Source organism: Phycicoccus sp. Soil748 (genome assembly GCF_001428025.1).
Taxonomy (GTDB): domain Bacteria; phylum Actinomycetota; class Actinomycetes; order Actinomycetales; family Dermatophilaceae; genus Pedococcus.
The window spans coordinates 394050-410890 of the sequence record NZ_LMSC01000012.1 but is presented as its reverse complement, the minus strand read 5'-3'; the positions used below and the strand labels follow the sequence as shown (position 1 = coordinate 410890).

General features: G+C 72.7%; 16 protein-coding genes. 9 read left to right on the top strand and 7 right to left on the bottom strand.

Annotated features, from left to right (window positions below; all coding sequences use genetic code 11):
- Position 1: 1 nt before the first annotated feature.
- Positions 2-2299, bottom strand: a complete 2298-nt coding sequence (tkt, locus tag ASG70_RS18210; protein WP_056885228.1) for a transketolase — start codon at positions 2297-2299, stop codon at positions 2-4.
- A gap of 164 nt (positions 2300-2463) precedes the next feature.
- On the opposite strand from tkt, the gene ASG70_RS18205 reads away from it, so the two are divergent.
- The gene (locus ASG70_RS18205; RefSeq protein ID WP_369818945.1) at positions 2464-3408 is read left to right on the top strand and encodes a heme o synthase; all 945 of its coding nucleotides are present in this window, start codon (positions 2464-2466) and stop codon (positions 3406-3408) included.
- Here the strand turns inward: ASG70_RS18205 and ASG70_RS18200 are convergent.
- From ASG70_RS18200 to ASG70_RS18175, 6 genes are all read right to left on the bottom strand, one after another.
- Complete coding sequence (locus tag ASG70_RS18200; protein WP_056885227.1) at positions 3345-4667, bottom strand: MFS transporter; 1323 nt, start codon at positions 4665-4667, stop codon at positions 3345-3347. The two genes, ASG70_RS18205 and ASG70_RS18200, sit on opposite strands and share 64 nt — an antisense overlap.
- Positions 4664-5242 (bottom strand): helix-turn-helix transcriptional regulator, encoded by a 579-nt coding sequence (locus tag ASG70_RS18195; RefSeq protein ID WP_056885226.1) that lies wholly within the window; start codon positions 5240-5242, stop codon positions 4664-4666. The genes ASG70_RS18200 and ASG70_RS18195 overlap by 4 nt, the downstream gene beginning before the upstream one ends.
- Positions 5243-5298: 56 nt before the next feature.
- Positions 5299-5490: a hypothetical protein gene (locus ASG70_RS18190; RefSeq protein ID WP_056885225.1), complete on the bottom strand. Its 192-nt coding sequence runs from the start codon at positions 5488-5490 to the stop codon at positions 5299-5301.
- A 41-nt stretch (positions 5491-5531) separates the two neighbouring features.
- Positions 5532-6473, bottom strand: coding sequence for a heme A synthase (locus tag ASG70_RS18185; RefSeq protein WP_235531573.1), 942 nt, complete (start codon positions 6471-6473; stop codon positions 5532-5534).
- A gap of 490 nt (positions 6474-6963) precedes the next feature.
- Positions 6964-7719, bottom strand: a complete 756-nt coding sequence (locus ASG70_RS18180) for an ABC transporter permease (protein ID WP_056885223.1) — start codon at positions 7717-7719, stop codon at positions 6964-6966.
- Complete coding sequence (locus ASG70_RS18175; RefSeq protein WP_056885222.1) at positions 7716-8435, bottom strand: ABC transporter ATP-binding protein; 720 nt, start codon at positions 8433-8435, stop codon at positions 7716-7718. Before ASG70_RS18175 ends, ASG70_RS18180 begins: the two co-directional genes overlap by 4 nt.
- 145 nt (positions 8436-8580) lie before the next feature.
- On the opposite strand from ASG70_RS18175, the gene ASG70_RS18170 reads away from it, so the two are divergent.
- From ASG70_RS18170 to sufC, 8 genes are all read left to right on the top strand, one after another.
- On the top strand, positions 8581-8772 hold the full coding sequence (locus ASG70_RS18170) for a hypothetical protein (protein WP_056885221.1): 192 nt from the start codon (positions 8581-8583) through the stop codon (positions 8770-8772).
- Positions 8773-8910: 138 nt separating this feature from the next.
- On the top strand, positions 8911-9087 hold the full coding sequence (locus ASG70_RS19555; protein ID WP_162253942.1) for a hypothetical protein: 177 nt from the start codon (positions 8911-8913) through the stop codon (positions 9085-9087).
- A gap of 67 nt (positions 9088-9154) precedes the next feature.
- Positions 9155-12139 (top strand): helix-turn-helix transcriptional regulator, encoded by a 2985-nt coding sequence (locus ASG70_RS18165; protein WP_162253941.1) that lies wholly within the window; start codon positions 9155-9157, stop codon positions 12137-12139.
- Between the two features lie 73 nt (positions 12140-12212).
- Entirely contained in the window at positions 12213-12989 is a 777-nt protein-coding gene (locus ASG70_RS18160) for a metalloregulator ArsR/SmtB family transcription factor (RefSeq protein WP_235531572.1), read from the top strand.
- Positions 12986-14407, top strand: a complete 1422-nt coding sequence (sufB, locus tag ASG70_RS18155) for a Fe-S cluster assembly protein SufB (protein WP_056885219.1) — start codon at positions 12986-12988, stop codon at positions 14405-14407. Before ASG70_RS18160 ends, sufB begins: the two co-directional genes overlap by 4 nt.
- A 61-nt stretch (positions 14408-14468) precedes the next feature.
- Positions 14469-15683: a Fe-S cluster assembly protein SufD gene (gene sufD / locus ASG70_RS18150; protein ID WP_056885218.1), complete on the top strand. Its 1215-nt coding sequence runs from the start codon at positions 14469-14471 to the stop codon at positions 15681-15683.
- On the top strand, positions 15680-16039 hold the full coding sequence (locus ASG70_RS18145; protein WP_056885217.1) for a non-heme iron oxygenase ferredoxin subunit: 360 nt from the start codon (positions 15680-15682) through the stop codon (positions 16037-16039). The genes sufD and ASG70_RS18145 overlap by 4 nt, the downstream gene beginning before the upstream one ends.
- Positions 16040-16041: 2 nt before the next feature.
- Positions 16042-16800 carry a Fe-S cluster assembly ATPase SufC gene (sufC, locus tag ASG70_RS18140; RefSeq protein ID WP_056885216.1) on the top strand — a complete coding sequence of 253 codons (759 nt, stop codon included), beginning with the start codon at positions 16042-16044 and terminating at the stop codon, positions 16798-16800.
- Positions 16801-16841: the final 41 nt, after the last annotated feature.

The following is a 16841-nucleotide window of genomic DNA, read 5'->3' as shown; positions in this document are numbered from 1 at the left end:
GTCACTTCCCTTTGGATGCAGCGCTCTTCGTGGCGGCGCTGCGCTTGGTCGTGGTGTCGGTCGCCTTGGTCGGCGAGACCGCGGCCCGGGGCCGGGTCTGGTTGACGGCGGGCGCCGCGCTCTTGCGCGCGGTGGCCCTGGCGTCCTTGAGGGAGTCCTTGGCGGCCTTGACGACGGCCTCCGGCGTGATGCCGAACTCCCGGTAGAGGGTCTTGTAGTCGGCGGAGGCGCCGAAGTGCTCGAGGCTCACGCTGCGGCCGGCGTCACCGACGAGGTCGTGCCAACCCATCGACACGGCGGCCTCGACGCTGACCCGGGCCCGGACCTCGGGCGGCAGGACGCGGTTCTGGTAGGCCTTGCCGGACTGCTCGAACCACTCGCGACACGGCATGGACACCACACGAGTGGCAACGCCCTGGCGCTCCAGAGATTCCCGCGCCTCGAGGGCGATCGCGACCTCGGAGCCGGTGGCGATGAGGATGACGTCCGGCGCGGACCGGCCGTCCTTGCCGCCGTCGATGAGGACGTAGGCGCCCTTGGCCGCGTTCGAAGCCTTCGCGTAGACGGTGCGGTCGAGCACGGGGACGTTCTGTCGGGTCAGGGCCAGCGCGGCGGGACGAGCGTTGCGCAGGACCTGGCCCCACACGGCCGCGGTCTCGTTGGCGTCCGCGGGACGGACGACGTCGAGGCCGGGTATGGCGCGCAGCGAGGCGAGGTGCTCCACCGGCTGGTGGGTGGGCCCGTCCTCGCCGAGGCCGATGCCGTCGTGCGTCCACACGTAGGTGACGGGCAGCTGCTGGATGGCCGCGAGCCGCACCGCGGGGCGCATGTAGTCGGAGAAGACGAGGAAGGTGCCGCCGTACGGGCGGGTGAGCCCCTCGAGCGCGATCCCGTTGAGGATCATGCCCATGCCGTTCTCGCGGATGCCGAAGTGGAGCGTGCGGCCGTAGGGGCCGCCCTTCCACTCGCGGGTCTGGCGGTTGCGCGGGATGAAGGACGGCTCGCCCTCCATCGTCGTGTTGTTGGACTCGGCGAGGTCGGCCGAGCCGCCCCACAGCTCCGGCATCACGTCGGCGAGTGCGGTGAGCACCTTGCCGGACGCGGCGCGGGTGGCCATGCCCTTCTCCGCGTCGGCCGGGAACGTGGGGAGGGCGGCGTCGATGCCGTCGGGCAGCTCGCCCGCGACGAGGCGGTCGAGCATGGCGGCGCGGTCCGCGTTGGCCTTGCGCCACGCGGCATACCGCTTGTCCCAGGCCTTGTGCGCCGCCTTGCCGCGCTTGGTCACCTGGCGGGCGTGCGCGAGGACCGGACGGTCGACCTCGAACGTCTTCGCGGGGTTGAAGCCGAGCAGCTCCTTGGTCGCCGCGATCTCCGCGTCGCCGAGGGCGGAGCCGTGCGACTTGCCGGTGTCCTGCTTGGTCGGGGCCGGCCAGGCGATGATCGTGTGCAGCTGCACCAGCGTGGGGCGGTTGCCCTTCTTGGACTTCTCGAGCGCCGCGTACAGCGCGTCGATGTTCTCGACGTAGGAGGCGCCGTCACCGTCGCCGCGCCAGTCGACGTCCACGACATCCCAGCCGTAGGCCCGGTATCGCGCCGCGACGTCCTCGGAGAACGAGATGTCGGTCTGGTCCTCGATGGAGATCTGGTTGGCGTCGTAGATGACGGTGAGGTTGCCGAGCTGCTGGTGGCCGGCGAGCGAGCTGGCCTCTGCCGACACGCCTTCCATGAGGTCGCCGTCGGAGGCGATGACCCAGATGTGGTGGTCGAACGGGCTCTCGCCCGGCTTGGCCTCCGGGTCGAGCAGGCCACGCTGGCGACGCTGCGCCATGGCCATGCCGACCGACGAGGCCAGGCCCGAACCCAGTGGCCCGGTGGTGATCTCGATGCCGGTGGTGTGGTGGACCTCGGGGTGCGCTGGGGTGATGGATCCCCACGTGCGCAACGCCTTCAGGTCCTTCAGCTCCATGCCGTAGCCGGACAGGAAGAGCTGGATGTACTGGGTCAGGCTCGAGTGGCCGGCCGACAGGACGAACCGGTCGCGGCCGAGCCAGGCGGCGTCACTGGGGTCGTGCGTCATCACCTGCTGGTAGAGCAGGTACGCCGCCGGCGCGAGGCTCATCGCGGTGCCGGGGTGGCCGTTGCCGACCTTCTGCACGGCGTCGGCGGCGAGCAGGCGAGCGGTGTCGACCGCGCGTACGTCGAGGTCGGTCCAGCCGGCCTTGCGGGCCACGGGCCGGCGGAGCGAGCTGCTGCGCTTCCTCGGGGGAGTGGCCTTGGCGGAACGGGATGCGGTGGGCACGGATGGTTCTCCTCACACTGAGCTGCAGGCGTCGCACGACAACGGGTCCGAGACTAGTCCTGAGCGTGAGCCGCGTCGCATCGAGTCCCGTCGGTCGGCACCCTCCGGCCGGGGATAGACTGGGCGCGCCCGCCAGCCCCCCAGCAGCACCCGCGAAGGACGCCGTGACCGCACTCGATCCGACTGCCCGGATCTCCGCGTCCCCCGCTCCGCCCCGGCGGCGCAAGGCCGCGGCCTACCTCGCCCTCACCAAGCCACGCATCATCGAGCTGCTGCTCGTGACGACCGTGCCGGTGATGTTCCTGGCCCAGGGTGGCGTGCCCTCGCTGCTGCTCATCGTGGCGACGCTGGTCGGCGGTGCACTCAGTGCCGGCGCGGCCAACACGTTCAACTGCGTCTACGACCGCGACATCGACGCGGAGATGCACCGCACGAGCAACCGCCCCATGGTGACCGGCGAGATCACGCCGCGCGAGGGACTGGTGTTCGGCGCCGTCCTGACCGTGGCCTCGACGGTCTGGTTCGCGCTGTTCGTCAACTGGCTGTCGGCCGCGCTGTCGCTGGGCGCGATCCTCATGTACGCCGTGGGCTACACCATGGTCCTCAAGCGCCGCACCGCCCAGAACATCGTCTGGGGCGGCGCCGCCGGTTGCATGCCGGTGTTGATCGGCTGGTCCGCGGTCGCGAACTCGCTGTCGTGGTCGGCCGTGATGCTCTTCCTCGTCATCTTCTTCTGGACGCCGCCGCACTACTGGCCGCTGTCGATGAAGTTCAAGGACGACTACGCCGCCGCGCACGTGCCGATGCTCCCGGTCGTGGAGCGGTTCGTCGTGGTGGCCAGGCAGATCGTCGCCTACTCGTGGGCCATGGTCGCCGCGTCGCTGGTGCTCGTGTGGGTCCACCCGATGGGCTGGCTCTACCTCGTCACCGCGGTCGTCACCGGTGCGATGTTCCTCGCCGAGGCACACCGCCTGCTGCGCGCAGCCAAGGCCGGCGAGGGTCCGAAGGTGCTGCGACCGATGCGGCTGTTCCACTTCTCCATCACCTACGTCGGGATCCTGTTCCTCGGCGTCGCGCTCGACCCGCTGTTCCACCTGCCGGTCGGCTGACCCGCGTCGTCGGGCAGGTCGCGCAGACCGCGCAGCGGGCTCCAGAACATCGCCAGGCAGGCGACCGCGTGGATGGCCGCCATGATCGCGATGGTGGGCCGCAGTCCCAGCCCGCTGCCCAGCCAGCCGGCGGCGAGCCCCGCCAGCGGCATGGTGCCGAGGTTGACCACCTGCGCGGTGGTGACCTGCCGGGCGACCATCGACTCGGGCACGTAGCGGTTGCGCCAGGCCCCGCGGATGACGTTGCCCGCGACCACCGCCGTGCCGACGAGCAGCTGGCCGAGGACGAACAGCACCAGCCCGGCTCCCCGGGTGGCCAGGGGGAGCAGCAGGGCGGTGGGCCCGGCGAGGACCTGCAGCCACACCAGTGCGCGGGCGCTGCCGAGGCGTGCGGAGACGCGGGTGGCGACCGCCGCACCGAGGAACCCGCCGAGGCTCCCGGTCGCCATGACGGCACCCACCGCCGCAGGGGCGAGGTGCAGCTCGCGCACCAGGAAGAGGACCAGCAGCGCGCCGTACCCGGTGAGCCCGAAGTTGGACACCCCGCCCAACACGGTGAAGAAGCGCAGCAGCCGGTCGCCGCGGATGTAGTCGACGCCCTCCCGGATGCGGGTGCGCAGCGGCGCGACCGCCGTGGCGTCGGTGTGCGGGGTCGGGGCCAGCCGCAGCCTGGCGAGGCAGACGGCCGAGACCAGGAAGCTCGCGGCGTCGACGGCCAGGCCCAGGGCCGCCGAGCCGAGCTGCGCCAACAGCCCACCCACCCCGGGTCCGGCGACCTGCATCGCCGACTCGGTGCCGAACAGCCGCGCGAACGCCTGCTCCTGCTGCGCGGGCGGTGCGACGTGCCTGACGAGCGCGGGGTACGCGGCGCGGAAGAAGACGGTGCACACACCGTTGCCGAGCGCGGCGAGGACCACGTGGGTGAGGGTGAGCCGGTCGAGGGTCCACGCCACGGGCACGCCGGCGAGGACCGCCGCGGCGGCGAGGTCGCTGGCGACCATGACCCGGCGGGCGGGCAGCCGGTCCACCCAGGCGCCCGCCGGCAGGCCGATGACCAGCCACGGCACCCACGCCGCGGCAGTGAGCAGCCCCATCCAGCCCGGGCCGGCGTCGAACGCGACGACGGCGAGCAGCGGCAGCAGGACCGAGGTGGTGGCGTTGCCGAGGACGCTGACACTCTCGCCGAACCAGAGCAGGCTGAAGTCCCGGTTGTGGCGCAGGGGGAGGGCTGCGGCAACCGGTGCGGGGCGGGTCGTCACGGCTGGGCCGGGAACCCTCGGGCGAAGACGAACACGGGTTCGCGCTCCTGCCCGTCGTCGGGCACCTCGCGCCGCGACCAGCGCACGAGCACGTCGACCAGCTCGACCGAGAGCTCGCCGAGCTCGGCAGGGGTGAGCCGCATCCAGTTCTGGGTGGCGAAGGCGGCCTCGTCCCACTCGGGGACGGAGGCGGCGTTGGCGTTCCACTCCCGGGTCCGCTCGAACTGCCGCTGCAGGGCCAGCGCCTCCGCGGCGTAGGCGGCCGTGACGGCTGCGGTGTCGTCGGCGAAGTCGGCGCGGGACCACCGGGTGCCGGGGTCGACCAGCCGCCACCAGCGCTCGCGGCGGTCCTTGGCCAGCTCGGGTGCCTCCTCGACGAGGCCTGCCTCGGCCAGGACCTTGAGGTGGTGGCTGGCGCTGCCGACCGCCTGGCCGGTGCGCTGGGCGAGTGCTGAGGCGGTCGACGGGCCGTCGACCTTCAGGGCGTCCATCATCCGGGCGCGGAACGGGTTGGCCATGGCGGACAGGGCCTTGGCCTCGGTGATGCGGCGCACGCCGTCACGTTCTGGTGGCATGCCGCAAGACTAGTTGTACAACCCCTATTGCACAAGAATCCTTGTGCAATAGGGGTTCAGCGTTGGCAGCCCACTGGCGTCTGCACGATGCCGGTGGCCGGCATGGCGGTCTCCACGGGGCTGGCCTGACCCCACTGGCTGCACTCGGCTGTCGGCTGCGCGGCCTGCCAGAACGCCCAGACGGCCACGAGCGCCAGCACGAGCCGCAGCGCCACCCGACGGTTGATGGTCCCCCTCATCGTCCCCATGGGCCGAGTATGCACCCGTGGGGGGTCGGTGGTGCAGGCCTTCAGGCCGCCGAGACGTGGGCGGCGGCACGCTGGCGCACGACCGCGCGGGTGAGGGCGACCACCAGCAGGGTGGCGAGCAGCATGTGCAGGACCACCACCGGCCAGGGCAGGCCGGTGAAGTACTGCGTGTAGCCCACGACACCCTGGGCGACGGTCACCGCAGCGACGGCGGCCCAGGCGCGGGCGGGCTCCGGCCGCGTACCGGTGAGGCGGGCAGCAACCCACACGGCCAGGACCAGGCCCACGAAGAGCATCACGGCGTCGGCGTGCAGCCAGGACACGGTACGGGGGTCGAAGCCGAACCGGGCCGGGTCCTTGGCGTCACCGGAGTGCGGCCCCGAACCGGTCACGACGGTGCCGAGGGCCAGCACCACCGCGCCCACCGCGGACGTGGCCCAGCCGAGCCGCTCGGCCAGCGGGTGGACCACCAGTGGCCGCGCGCCGGCGGGTTCCTGCGCGCGGAAGTAGAGGTAGGCAGCCGCCGCGACGAGCACCATCGACACCAGGAAGTGGGCGGCCACCGTCAGCGGGCTCAGGCCGGTGAGGACCGTGATCCCGCCGAGGACGGCCTGGACGGCGACCCCACCGAGGACGACAAAGGCGGGGACGAGCAGGTCGCGGCGCCGGCCGGCCCAGCGCCAGACCGCGACGACCGCCAGCAGGGCGGCGATGCTGACGACGCTGGTGAGGGTGCGGTTGCCGTACTCGATGTAGCGGTGGTAGCCCTCGGCCTGGTGGGGGACCGGCGTGAAGGAGCCCGGCACGCACTCCGGCCAGGTCGGGCACCCGAGACCGCTGCCGGTGAGCCGGACGAGGCCGCCGGTGACGACGATGAGCACCTCGACGACGAGGTTGGCGAGGAGGATGCGGGGGAGCCAGGTGGCGCTCGCTGTGGCCGCCACGGGGGTGGGGCGGGACGTCGAGACGGGTGCTGCGGTCACCCCCTGAGGGTACGTCTCAGGGGGAACCCCGAGGTGCGTGGGGGAGACACCCCATGGTGGGCCGGCCTCGTCGCTGCCTGACTGGTGGCATGACGCAGCGAGCATGGCCGGTGGCTGTCGTCGCGATGCTGTTCCTGGCCGCGACGCACCTCCACGGGGTCGTCCACGAATCGAGCGCGGCCGCCGTCGTGTCGGACCTGTTGACCGGCGTGCTGTGCCTGGGCGGGGCGGCCGCGGCCTGGGTGCTGAGGCCGGCCCAGCGCAGGGGCAGGCTCCTGCGACGAGCGTGGCTGGTGTGCCCGACGGCCCTGGGCGGCGCGGTCGTGCTGGTCCAGGTCGTGTGCGCCGGCGCACTGCAGGCTGAGCGGACGCCGGTGGCCGACTGGGGCGTCGAGGGCTGGGCGGGGTTCGGTGCCCGCGAGGGTGCCTGGCTGGTCGGTGGCGTCGCCCTGGTTGCGACGGTGGTGGGGTTCCGTCGGGAGCTGTCGGCTCAGTCGCTCCAGCGGAACAGGCGCCGGGCCAGCGCGGTGGCGAGCGCGCCCCACACGACCAGGACGGCCCAGTCCGAGAGGCTCACCGACCCGTGGACCAGCGCGACCCGCAGGCTGTCGCCGAGGGCCGCCGAGGGGAGGAGCGCCACGACCGGGGCAAACCGGTCCGGCAGCTCGCTCCCGGCGATCACGACGCCGCCGAGGGCGAGCAGGACCAGCCACACGAGGTTGGCGAGGGCGAGCACGCCCTCGGCCCGCAGCGTTCCGCCGAGCAGCAGGGCCAGGGCCACGAACGCCCACGTCCCCAGCAGCACCGACACCAGCGCAGCCGGCACCCCGGACCACGCCGGGTTCCAGCCGAGTGCGAGGCCTACCGCGCCGAGGACCACGAGCTGCAGGCCGATGACCGACAGGACCGCGGTGGCTTTCGCCGCGAGCAGCCCGGTGCGGCCCAGGGGCGAGACCCCGAGCAGCCGCAGCACGCCGTAGCGGCGGTCGAAACCCACGGAGATCGCCTGGCCGGTGAAGGCGGACGAGATCACGCACAGGGCCAGCACGCCGGGCACCACGAGGTCGACGCGTCGTCCGCTGCCCACCGAGATGCCGGTGGTCGACACGAGCCCGACGAGGACGGCTATGGGCAGGACGAGGGCCACGAGCAGCTGCTCGCCGTTGCGCAGGAGGGTGACGGCCTCGAACCGGGCCTGCGAGAGCACGCGGGCGCGGGCAGGGGCCGCGGCGGTGGCGGTGGTCATGCGACCGCCTTGCGGGTGAGGGCGAAGTAGCGGTCCTCGAGCCGCTGGCCGGCCGTGACCTCGTCGAGCGTGCCCTCGGCCACGACGCGACCCGCGGCCACGACGACGATGTGGTCGGCCAGGCGCTCGGCCTCCTCGAACGAGTGGGTCGTGAGGACCACGGCTGCGCCCGCGTCGGCGACCTCGCGGACGAGGTCCCAGACGTCGAGTCGGGCGTGCGGGTCGAGGCCGGCGCTCGGCTCGTCGAGGAAGGCGACCTCGGGCCGTCCGACGAGCGCGGCCGCGAGCGCGACCCGCTGGCGCTGGCCGCCGGACAGTCGGCGCACCGACGTCGCGCCGAAGGCGCCGATGCCCAGGCGGGCGACGAGCCCCTCCGGTCCCTCGAGGTCGGCCGGCGCGGCATACAGGGAACGGAGGTGGCGCAGCAGGGGCAGGGGGCGGGCGGAGTTGGGCAGGCCGCCGTCCTGAAGCATCACGCCGACGCGGGCGCGGTGGTCGGCAGCCGCGTGCCAGGGGTCGGTGCCGAGGACGCGCACCTCGCCGGAGTCAGGACGGCGCAGGCCCTCGCAGCACTCGACCATCGTCGTCTTGCCGGCGCCGTTGGGTCCCAGCACGGCGGTGACCCGGCCTGCGGACGCGGTCCACGTCGCTCCGTCGAGGGCGACGACGCCGCGGTAGCGCTTGGCGAGGCCCTGGACGACGACTGCTGGTGGCACGCCCCGAGTCTAGGCGCGACGCGCCCACCTCAGTGCCACGGGGCGCCGGTGAGGACTGGGCACCTGCCCCATGCCCGAGGGGGCCTCAGGAGCGCAGCCTCGACTGCAGCGCCCCACCCGGGGACGTCCCACCCGAGGAGAAGACATGAACCTCACCGCCCACCCCCTCACGGTCCTCGCCGAGCTGCAGTGGAAGCAGGAGAGCCTCGGCGGCGCCAACCTCGCGACGACCGCGAGCGCCCACACGCGGCACGCCACCAGAGGCAGCCACCCCTGGCGCAGGTTGGTCGTGCGCCTCTCCGCGCGGCGACCGCGGCACACGCCCCGCCCTGTCTGAGGGCCCGTCCGAGGGCCTGTCTGAGGCCCCCGCTCCGGAGCGCGCCGCCGAATAGGGCACCTGCCCCATGTGGGCAGGCACCTCAGGACCGCAGCGTGGAACCACACCACCAGAGCACGACCGTCGAAGGAGAGCACCATGAGCATCACCGCAGACCCGCTGTTCGTCACCGCAGAGGTCGACTACCGCCGCGAGAGGCTGGCCTCCGGGCTGCCCACCGCGCGGCGTGCCCGCCGACACCACGGTGCAGCCCTCGCGCTGCTCAGCCGAGCACCGCGGCTGCACCACCGCCACGGCGTGGCTCGCACCGCCTGACGTGGCGGCCACCGCGGCCCCCCGGACCCACCCCACGACGTCGGTGCCCTCCGACATAATCGCCGGTGTGGGTCTCGAGGCTGCCGGCAACGGCCTGTTCGTCGGCCGCGACGACGAGGTCGCGCGGCTCGTCGAGCTGCTCGGCGTAGGGGGGCCGGCGTCGTCGTCCCGTCACGGTAGCGTCGTGCTGTCCGGCGACGCCGGCATCGGCAAGACGCGGCTGCTGTCCGAGGTGGTCGCCACCGCCCGCGCCTCGGGCTGGCTGGTCCTCGTGGGCCACTGCCTCGGCGAGACGGGCCAGTCCCTGCCCTACCTGCCCTTCAGCGAGCTCCTCGGCCGGCTCGAGGGCGCCCAGCCGGAAGCGGTCGACCGGCTCGTGGCTGCCCACCCGGGCGTGGCGCGCCTCGTACCCGGCCGCCGCGCCGAGCGCTCCGACGTACCCGGGCGCGACGACCGGGCGGGGCGCCCCGAGCTGGGCGACGACGCTCCTCGGGGCGCGGCCGACCGGGGCGACCTCGTCGAGGCCGTCCACGCAACTCTCGAGGACCTCGGCTCCCGCACCCCCGTGCTGATCGTGGTCGAGGACGTGCACTGGGCCGACCAGTCCTCCCGCGACCTGCTCACCCTCCTCTTCACCCGCGGCTTCACCTCAGCGGTCAGCGTCGTGGCCTCCTACCGCAGCGACGACCTGCACCGCAGGCACCCGCTGCGAGCCACCCTCGCCCACTGGTCGCGCCTCGGCGAGGTCGGGCGGCTCGACCTCGACCCGCTGCCCGACGCGGCCGTGCGCGAGCTGGTCCACGCCCTGCAGACCCGGCCCCTGCCCGAGCGCGACGTCCGTGCGGTCGTCCAGCGGGCCGAGGGCAACGCGTTCTTCGCCGAGGAGCTCGTGGCTGCGTCGTCGCTCGGCCGGACCGCGCTCGCGGACGACCTCTCGCGCCTGCTCCTCGTGCGTTTCGACCAGCTCGGAGCCGCCGGCCAGCACGTGGTGCGCATGGCCTCGGCGGCCGGTCGCCACGTCTCGCACCGCGCCCTGGCTGCGGTCGCCGGGCTGGGCGAGGCCGAGCTCGACGCCGGCCTGCGCGACGCCGTGGAGCACCACGTCCTGGTGCCCGGCGAGGGCGGCGGCTACGCCTTCCGGCACGCGCTGCTGGGCGAGACGGTCTACGACGACCTGTTGCCGGGGGAGCGCGTCCGGGCCCACGAGCGGTATGCCGCGGCGCTCGCGGAGGACCGCACCCTGGGCACGTGGGCCGACCTCGCCCGTCACGCGGAGGCGGCCGGCCTGCGCGACGTCGCCCGCGACGCCAGCATCCGCGCCGGCGGGTCGGCGCTGCGCATGGCGGGCCCCGAGGAGGCCTACCGCCACTTCAGCCGCGCGCTCGCGCTCGTGTCCGAGGACGACCCCGCGGGCGAGCTCGACGCGGTGACGTTGCAGGCGGCGACCGCCGCCACGGCCGCCGGGCGTGCCCTCAAGGCCCTCGACCTGCTCGAGGAGCGGCTGGCCCGGCGTCCTGTCGACGCAGACCCCGCCGGTCGGGCCGAGCTCCTCGCGGCGCTCGCGACGACCGCCCGCATCACCGAGAGCACTCTCGACACCCTCGCGGCGACCAAGGAGGGCCTCGGCCTGCTCGACCTGGTCGCGGAAGGCCACCCGGTCGTGCGCGCCCAGCTGCTCGCCGCCCGGGTGCAGGCCCTGGCCGACCGCGGTCGCGACGAGGAGGCCCTGGCTGCCGTGCAGGAGGCGGTCGACGCCGCCCTCGCCACCCGGCAGTCGGCGCTCGCCGACGAGGTGAAGGTCGTTGCCGCCCGCATCACCGAGCGTGCGGGCGACCCTGACGGCTCCCGAGCGGCGCTCGAGGCCGTCATCGCCGCGTCGCACATGCCGGGCGACCCCGCGGAGGTGCGCGCCTACCACCACCTCGGCTGGCTCCACCACCGCGCCGGCCGCCTCGACGAGGCCGTCGACGTCTACCGCCGCGGCGTCGAGCGGGCGCGTGCCGGGGGCCGTCAGTGGGCCCCGTACGCCTTCGACGGCCGCCTGCTGGCCGGCATCGCGGCCTACGAGCGCGGCCGGTGGGACGAGGCCCTGGAGATCCTCGACGTGGCGGGTGAGATGCCCCCGGAGCCGGCCGCGTCGCTGCTGACCGGTGCCCGGATGTACGTCGCCGCGGGCCGCGGCGAGAGCGCCGCGGTCGCGGGGTACGACGCGTCGCGGCCGTGGTGGGACAGCGAGGGGCTGGTCTCCCTCATCACGGGCAGTGCCGCCGTCGACCTCCTCGGCCATGCCGGGGACCTCGACCGCGCCATCGAGGTCCACGACGAGGTCGTCGAGGTGCTCACCCGGGTGTGGCACCCGTTCTTCCAGGGGCAGCTGCGGCTCGACACGCTGCTGCTGGGCCAGCTGGGCAGCCACGTCCAGCGGGTGCCGTCGGCCCAGCGCGCTGCCCTGCTGGCCCGTGGGGCCGAGCTCGAGGCCTCGACGCAGCGCGTCTGGGACCAGGCGGTGCAGCGCCCCGGCAACGACGGGCCCGAGTCGACGGCGTGGCTGGCCCGCTCGCGCGCCGAGGCGCTGCGACTGCGCTGGCTCGGTGGCGAGGACGTCGACCCCGGTCAGCTGGTGCTGCGGTGGGAGGAGGCGGTCGCGGCCTTCGACGCCTACGGCCACCCCTATGAAGCGGCCCGGTCACGTGCCCGGCTCGGGGTCGCCCTGAAGTCGGCCGGTGACCCGCGCGGCTCCGCGGAGCTGTCGGCCGCCCTCGCCGTGGCCCAGCGGCTGGGCGCAGAACCCCTGCGGGCCGAGATCCGGGCCACCGGCGGAGCGCGACCCGCGGCGCGCCCGACCTCACGGCGGGGCGAGGCCCTGACCCCACGGGAGGAGGAGATCCTGGCCCTGGTGGCGCTCGGGCGCAGCAACCGGCAGATCGGCACCCAGCTGTTCATCAGCGCGAAGACGGCCAGCGTCCACGTCTCCAACATCCTCGCCAAGCTCGGGGTCGCCGGGCGCGGTGAGGCGGTCGCCGTCGCCCGCGAGCGGGGCCTGCTCCGCTGAAGGGGGCCGGGCCCGGCCGGGTAAGGCAGGCCTTGCTTTCGCAGTGTCACCGCAATTACGTAACATTGGCGTTGTGAATATCGCTGTCGCCCCCCAGGTGCTCGAGTCGCGCACGCGCGACCGGGTGCTGAAGGTGACCAGCGAGCGGGGCCCGGTCACGGCTGCGACCCTCGCCGAGGAGCTCGGCCTCACGACCCCCGCCGTCCGCCGCCACCTCGAGAACCTCGAGGAGGCCGGCCTCATCGTCGAGCGCGAGCAGGCTCCGACCGGCGTCCACCGCGGCCGCGGCCGTCCCGCCCGGGCCTACGTCGTGAGCGACGCCGGCCACCAGGCCCTCGACTCCGACTACGACCACCTCGCCATGGAGGCGCTGCGCTTCCTGTCCGACGAGGCCGGCGACGGTGCGGTCCGGCGCTTCGCCGAGCAGCGTGTCGCGGACCTGGAGCAGCGGTACGCCGCGGAGCTCGCCGACGCTGGCACCTCACCGGCCGCCCGGGTCGACGCCCTCGTGGGCGCCCTGACCCGCGACGGGTTCGCCGCGTCAGCCCGCCCGGTGGGGGAGCAGGCGAGCCCGTCGCCGTTCACCGGCATCCAGCTGTGCCAGGGCCACTGCCCGGTCCAGGCCGCAGCCCGGGAATTTCCCCAGTTCTGTGACGCTGAGACTGATGCGTTCTCACGGCTGCTGGGCGTGCACGTCCAGCGCCTCGCCACGCTCGCCCACGGCGACCACGTGTGCACCACCTTCGTGCCGACCGGCGCGAGCCCACCGGCCGCGACCGGCACCCACCCCCCGAGCACCCCACCCGCCACCACCACCGCTGTCACACCAACAGAAGGGTCCACGCGATGACCACCCACATCGAGGAGCTGAACCCGGGTCTGAAGGACCTGGGCCGCTACGAGTACGGCTGGGCCGACAGCGACAGCGCCGGCGCCACGGCCAAGCGTGGCCTCAACGAGGACGTCGTGCGCGACATCTCCGGCCGCAAGAGCGAGCCCGAGTGGATGCGCGACCTGCGGCTGAAGTCGCTGCGCCTGTTCGGCAAGAAGCCCATGCCCAGCTGGGGCTCGGACCTCACCGGCATCGACTTCCAGAACATCAAGTACTTCGTGAAGTCGACGGAGAAGCAGGCGACCACCTGGGACGAGCTGCCCGAGGACATCAAGAACACCTACGACAAGCTCGGCATCCCGGAGGCGGAGAAGCAGCGCCTCGTCGCCGGTGTCGCGGCGCAGTACGAGTCCGAGGTCGTCTACCACCAGATCCGCGAGGACCTGGAGGAGAAGGGCGTCATCTTCGTCGACACCGACACCGGCCTGCGCGAGCACGAGGACCTGTTCCGCGAGTACTTCGCCTCGGTGATCCCCGCCGGTGACAACAAGTTCGCGGCGCTCAACACCGCGGTCTGGTCGGGTGGCTCGTTCATCTACGTCCCGCCGGGCGTCCACGTCGACATCCCGCTCCAGGCCTACTTCCGCATCAACACCGAGAACATGGGCCAGTTCGAGCGGACGCTGATCATCGCCGACGAGGGCTCCTCCGTGCACTACGTCGAGGGCTGCACCGCGCCGATCTACAAGTCCGACTCGCTGCACTCTGCGGTCGTCGAGATCGTGGTGAAGAAGAACGCCCGCGTCCGCTACACGACCATCCAGAACTGGTCCAACAACGTCTACAACCTCGTCACCAAGCGCGCGACCTGCGCCGAGGGCGCGACGATGGAGTGGATCGACGGCAACATCGGCTCCAAGGTGACGATGAAGTACCCGGCCGTGTTCCTCCTCGGCGAGCACGCCAAGGGCGAGACGCTGTCCATCGCCTTCGCGGGTGAGGGCCAGCACCAGGACGCCGGCGCCAAGATGGTGCACGCCGCCCCCAACACCTCCTCGACGATCGTGTCGAAGTCGGTGGCTCGCGGTGGCGGCCGCACCTCCTACCGCGGCCTGGTCCAGGTGCTCGAGGGTGCCCACGGCTCCCGCTCGAGCGTGGTCTGCGACGCGCTGCTGGTCGACACCATCAGCCGGTCCGACACCTACCCCTACGTCGACATCCGCGAGGACGAGGTGACGATGGGCCACGAGGCCACCGTCTCCAAGGTCTCCGAGGACCAGATGTTCTACCTCATGTCCCGCGGGATGACCGAGGAGGAGTCCATGGCCATGATCGTGCGCGGGTTCGTCGAGCCCATCGCGCGCGAGCTGCCCATGGAGTACGCCCTCGAGCTCAACCGCCTCATCGAGCTTCAGATGGAAGGAGCCGTCGGTTGACCTCCCCACGAAGTTCTTCCTCCACTCCGTTCCCCCAGATACTTCGCGAGGACCCCGTCAAATGAGCCTTCTGGCCGAGAAGAACCCTGCCCAGAGCGCCGCATCCCACACCGACTCCGCCGAGGCCTTCGTGCCCGACCAGTCGCGGGCCGAGCGCAGGACCTCGTACTCCGTGGCGGACTTCCCCGTCCCCGGTGGCCGTGAGGAGGAGTGGCGGTTCACCCCCGTCGACCGCCTCAAGGGCCTGTTCGCCGAGGAGGGCAGCACCGAGGGTGCCGTCACCGTCGCGACCGACGCCCCCGAGGGCGTCGAGGTCCTCGAGCTGGCCATGGACGACGAGCGCGTGGGCTCCGCCTACCGCCCCGCCGACCGGGCCGCGGTGACCGCGTACGCCGGCGCAGCGAAGGCTCTCTACGTCGGGGTCCCGAACGAGGCCGAGCTCGTTGCGCCCGTCTTCGTGCGCGTCACCGGCCACGCCGGTCGTGACAACGCCCACCTCGTCGTCGACGCGGGCCGCCACAGCAAGGCCACCGTCGTCCTCGAGCACTCCGGCACCGGTGAGCACACCGCCGGCGTCGAGATCCGGGTCGGCGACGGCGCGGACCTGACCTTCGTGACCGTGCAGGAGTGGGACGACGACGCCATCCACGTCGCCCAGAACGACGCGCTCATCGGCCGCGACGCCCACCTGCGCCACATCACCGTCACGCTGGGCGGTGAGATCGTGCGGGTGTCCACCAACGCGCGGTACTCCGGTCCCGGTGGCTCGTTCGAGGGTCTGGGCGTCTACTTCGCTGACGCCGGACAGCACCAGGAGCACCGGCTCTTCGTCGACCACGAGGCGCCCCACTGCCACTCCAACGTCGAGTACAAGGGCGCCCTGCAGGGCGAGACCGCCCACACGGTCTGGGTCGGCGACGTGCTCATCCGCGCCAGCGCCGAGGGCACCGACACCTACGAGCTCAACCGCAACCTCATCCTCGACGACGGGGCCCGGGCCGACTCGATCCCCAACCTCGAGATCGAGACCGGCGAGATCGTCGGCGCCGGCCACGCCTCGGCGACGGGTCGCTTCGACGACGAGCAGCTCTTCTACCTGCAGGCGCGCGGCATCCCCGAGGACGTCGCCCGACGCCTGGTGGTCCGTGGCTTCTTCGCCAGTGTGGTGGCCCGCATCGGGGTGCCCGAGGTCTCCGAGCGGCTCATGGCCGCCATCGACGTCGAGCTCGGCGGCACGGCCGCTGCGGACGCCGACCTCGTCGAGGTCTCCTCGTGAGCGCAGCCGCAGAGCTCGTCCCCGACGAGGAGTTCGTGCGCGTCTGCCGGCTCGACGAGCTGCCGGAGGTCGGCGCGGCCGCGGCCGACATCAACGGCACGATCGTGGCCCTCGTCCGGACCAAGGACGGCAGCGTCCACGCGGTCGACGACACCTGCAGCCACGCCAACGTCTCGCTGTCCGAGGGCGAGCTGGACGGCTGCACGCTGGAGTGCTGGCTGCACGGCTCGCGGTTCGACATCCGCACCGGAGAGCCGTCTGGCCCGCCCGCGATCGTCCCCATCAACGTGTACCCCGTGAAGATCGACGGCGACGACGTCTACGTCGCCACCACCCCCCAGAGCTTGGAGCGCTGAGCATGTCCACACTCGAGATCCGCAACCTTCAGGTCACCGTCGAGACGGAGAACGGCACCAAGGAGATCCTCCGCGGCGTCGACCTGACCGTGAAGTCCGGCGAGACCCACGCGATCATGGGCCCCAACGGCTCGGGCAAGTCGACCCTCGCGTACTCCATCGCCGGGCACCCGAAGTACACCGTCACCGGCGGCACCGTCACCCTCGACGGTGAGGACGTCCTCGCGATGAGCGTCGACGAGCGAGCCCGCGCGGGCCTGTTCCTGGCCATGCAGTACCCCGTCGAGGTCCCCGGCGTGACGGTGAGCAACTTCCTGCGCACCGCCAAGACCGCCGTCGACGGCGAGGCCCCCAAGCTGCGCACCTGGGTCAAGGACGTCAAGGCCGCCATGGGCGACCTGCGCATGGACCCCTCGTTCGCCGAGCGCAACGTCAACGAGGGCTTCTCCGGTGGCGAGAAGAAGCGTCACGAGATCCTCCAGATGGAGCTGCTCAAGCCCAAGGTGGCCGTCCTCGACGAGACCGACTCGGGCCTGGACGTCGACGCGCTGCGGATCGTCTCCGAGGGCGTCAACCGCGTCAAGGACAGCACCGACGTGGGCGTGCTGCTCATCACGCACTACACGCGCATCCTGCGCTACATCAAGCCCGACTTCGTGCACGTCTTCGTCGACGGCCGGATCGTCGAGGAGGGTGGCCCCGAGCTGGCCGACCGCCTCGAGTCCGAGGGCTACGACCGCTACGTCGGCGCCTCGGCCTGACGCGCCGACCGCGACCCTGAGACTGCGCGAGTCGACGACCA

What these genes read in the sequence shown, in the direction of transcription:
- ASG70_RS18195 (WP_056885226.1), bottom strand. Translation starts at nt 5,242, where the DNA reads ATGCCACCAGAACGTGACGGCGTGCGCCGCATCACCGAGGCCAAGGCC.
- ASG70_RS18190 (WP_056885225.1), bottom strand. Translation starts at nt 5,490, where the DNA reads ATGGGGACGATGAGGGGGACCATCAACCGTCGGGTGGCGCTGCGGCTC.
- ASG70_RS18180 (WP_056885223.1), bottom strand. Translation starts at nt 7,719, where the DNA reads ATGACCACCGCCACCGCCGCGGCCCCTGCCCGCGCCCGCGTGCTCTCG.
- ASG70_RS18170 (WP_056885221.1), top strand. Translation starts at nt 8,581, where the DNA reads ATGAACCTCACCGCCCACCCCCTCACGGTCCTCGCCGAGCTGCAGTGG.
- ASG70_RS19555 (WP_162253942.1), top strand. Translation starts at nt 8,911, where the DNA reads ATGAGCATCACCGCAGACCCGCTGTTCGTCACCGCAGAGGTCGACTAC.
- sufB (WP_056885219.1), top strand. Translation starts at nt 12,986, where the DNA reads ATGACCACCCACATCGAGGAGCTGAACCCGGGTCTGAAGGACCTGGGC.
- sufD (WP_056885218.1), top strand. Translation starts at nt 14,469, where the DNA reads ATGAGCCTTCTGGCCGAGAAGAACCCTGCCCAGAGCGCCGCATCCCAC.
- sufC (WP_056885216.1), top strand. Translation starts at nt 16,042, where the DNA reads ATGTCCACACTCGAGATCCGCAACCTTCAGGTCACCGTCGAGACGGAG.